The sequence below is a fragment of the Streptomyces sp. NPDC006265 genome, from assembly GCF_040613555.1.
In the GTDB taxonomy this organism is placed as follows: Bacteria; Actinomycetota; Actinomycetes; order Streptomycetales; family Streptomycetaceae; genus Streptomyces.
Window position 1 is genome coordinate 1 of record NZ_JBEXSH010001116.1, and the last position, 2,458, is coordinate 2,458.

Below are 2,458 nucleotides of genomic sequence, written 5' to 3' on the forward strand. Positions count from 1 at the left end.
TCCTCGACGTCGGTCGCATTCCGCCCCGCGCGCCGGGCGGCGCTCTGATCGCCGATCTGCGGGACGGCTTGCAGGAGTTCGCCGGCCGCCCCTGGCTGTGGGGCATCGTCGTCCAGTTCTCCGTCGCCAACGCGGTCGTCGCCGCCGCGGACGCGGTCTACGGCCCGCTCGTCGCCCGCGACCACCTCGGCGGCGCGGGCCCCTGGGGACTCGCCCTGGGCGCGTTCGGCGCGGGCACGGTCGCCGGCGCCCTGCTCATGACCCGCTGGAAACCCCGGCGTCTCCTTCTCGCCGGCGCCCTCTGCGTGTTCCCCCTGGCCCTGCCCTCGGCAGCCCTCACCGTACCGGTGCCGATCGGTGTCCTGTTCGGGATGATGTTCCTCGCCGGCGCGACGGTGGAGGTGTTCGGCGTCTCCTGGATGACGGCACTGCATCAGGAGATCCCCGAGCACAAGCTCTCCCGCGTCTCGGCGTACGACTGGTTCGGCTCCGTCGCGCTGGTCCCCCTCGCCACGGCCGCGGCCGGCCCGGCGGAGGAGGCCTTCGGCCGCACGGCTGCCCTGTGGGGCTGCGCCGGCCTGGTCGTCCTGGTCACGGCGGCCGTGCTGTGCGTACCGGACGTCCGCAATCTGCGCCGCCGGACCACGCCGGTGGCCCGGGGCGGCACCGAGTGCGCGTCAGCCGATGCCGAACGCCCCGTCGGGGGGCTCGGGTGACGGCACGGCGTCCTCGTCCCGCACCGCCCGCGCACCCCCGACGAACTCCTTCAGACGAGTGCCGTGTTCGACTCGGGCCGAGAAGACGTCGGCGGCGGTGAGCCGGGCCAGGGCGGCGACGTCGACCGGCTGATGCCCGGCGACGAGCACGGCGTTCCCGAACCGCCGCCCCCGCAGCACACCCGGCTCGGCGATCAGCACCAGTTCCTCGAAGGCGGTGGCCAGCGTGGCGAGTTGCGACCTCAGGAAGGCGAAGGGCGCTGCGTCGGGGAGATTGGCGAGATACACCCCGCTCCCCCGCAGCACCCGCGCGGCCTCACTGACGTAGGCGACGGAGGTGAGGTGCGCCGGCACCCGAGACCCGCTGAAGACGTCCGCGAGGAGAACGTCCGCCGAGGCTGCGGGAGCGTGCTCCAGCCAGCCCCGTGCGTCCGCCGCGTGCAGGGCGATGTTCGCGTCGCCCGGCAGCGGCAGGTGCTCGGACACCAGCTCCAGCAGCCCCCGGTCGGCCTCGACGACGTCCTGCCGCGAGCCGGGCCGGGTCACGGCCACGTACCGGGGCAAGGTGAGCGCCCCTCCCCCGAGATGCACCACGTCCAGCGCCCGCCCCGGCTCGGCCACGACATCCAGCACATGGCCGAGCCGCCGCGTGTACTCGAACTCCAGATGTGCGGGTTCGTCGAGATCGACGTAGGACTGCGGAGCCCCGTCCACGGTCAGCAGCCAGGCCCGTTCCCGGTCCACGTCGGGCATGAGCTTGGCGGTGCCGTGCTCGGTGGTCCGGGTCACGGCAATGGCGTCGTTCACCCCTCCATTGTGAGGTGGGGCAACGCGGCTCCGGGGCGCGGGGCCAGTCCGGTATGCGGCTCCGCCGCGTGGCGCGACCGGCCACGACGGCCCCGCAGTCCCCCACGACCTCAACCGACCACGGTCACGGTCCCCGCCCCCACCGTCCGCCCACCCTCACGGATGGCGAACCCGAGCCCCGCCTCGAGCGGCACGTCCCGCCCCAGCTCCACGGTCATGGCAACGGTGTCGCCGGGCCGGGCCACCGCCACCTCACCCAGGTCGACCACCCCCACCACATCCGCGGTCCGGATGTAGAACTGCGGCCGGTACCCGGAGGAGACGGGCGTCGTCCGCCCACCCTCACGGGCCGACAGGACGTACACCTGCGCCGAGAAACGCCGCCGCGGCTTCACACTCCCCGGCGCCGCGACCACATGCCCCCGCCGCACGGCATCCCGCGGCACTCCCCGCAACAGCAACGCCACGTTGTCCCCGGCCTGCGCCTCCTCCATCGGCTTCCCGAACGTCTCCAGCCCGGTGACCACCGTCTCGACGGAGGCCCCGAGCACCTCGACCCGGTCGCCGACGCGCACCACACCCCGCTCGACCGCCCCGGTCACCACGGTCCCCCGCCCGGTGACGGTCAGCACGTTCTCCACCGGCAGCAGGAACGGCGCGTCGAGGTACCGCTCCGGCATCGGCACATACGTGTCCACCGCGTCGAGCAGCGCCTCGACCGACGCCGTCCAGCGCGGGTCCCCCTCCAGCGCCTTCAGACCCGAGACGCGTACGACGGGCACGGAGTCGCCGCCGTAGCCGTGCGCGGTGAGCAGGTCGCGGACCTCCAGCTCGACCAGGTCGGTCAGCTCCTCGTCCCCCGCGTCGGCCTTGTTGAGGGCGACCACGATGTGATCGACGCCCACCTGCCGGGCGAGCAGCACGTGTTCGGCGGT

General features: G+C 73.8%; 2 protein-coding genes and 1 pseudogene. 1 reads left to right on the forward strand and 2 read right to left on the reverse strand.

From position 1 onward, the window contains the following. Window positions 1–716 (forward strand): annotated as a pseudogene (locus ABZ281_RS45935) (MFS transporter); the annotation flags it as partial. Here the strand turns inward: ABZ281_RS45935 and ABZ281_RS45940 are convergent. Together ABZ281_RS45940 and ABZ281_RS45945 are read right to left on the reverse strand one after the other, a co-directional pair. Next, window positions 678–1,523: a fused MFS/spermidine synthase gene (locus ABZ281_RS45940; protein ID WP_356664402.1), complete on the reverse strand. Its 846-nt coding sequence runs from the start codon at window positions 1,521–1,523 to the stop codon at window positions 678–680. The pseudogene ABZ281_RS45935 and the gene ABZ281_RS45940 overlap by 39 nt on opposite strands. A 110-nt stretch (window positions 1,524–1,633) precedes the next feature. After that, the coding region (locus ABZ281_RS45945; RefSeq protein WP_356664404.1) for an EF-Tu/IF-2/RF-3 family GTPase at window positions 1,634–2,458 on the reverse strand (825 nt) is incomplete at its 5' end.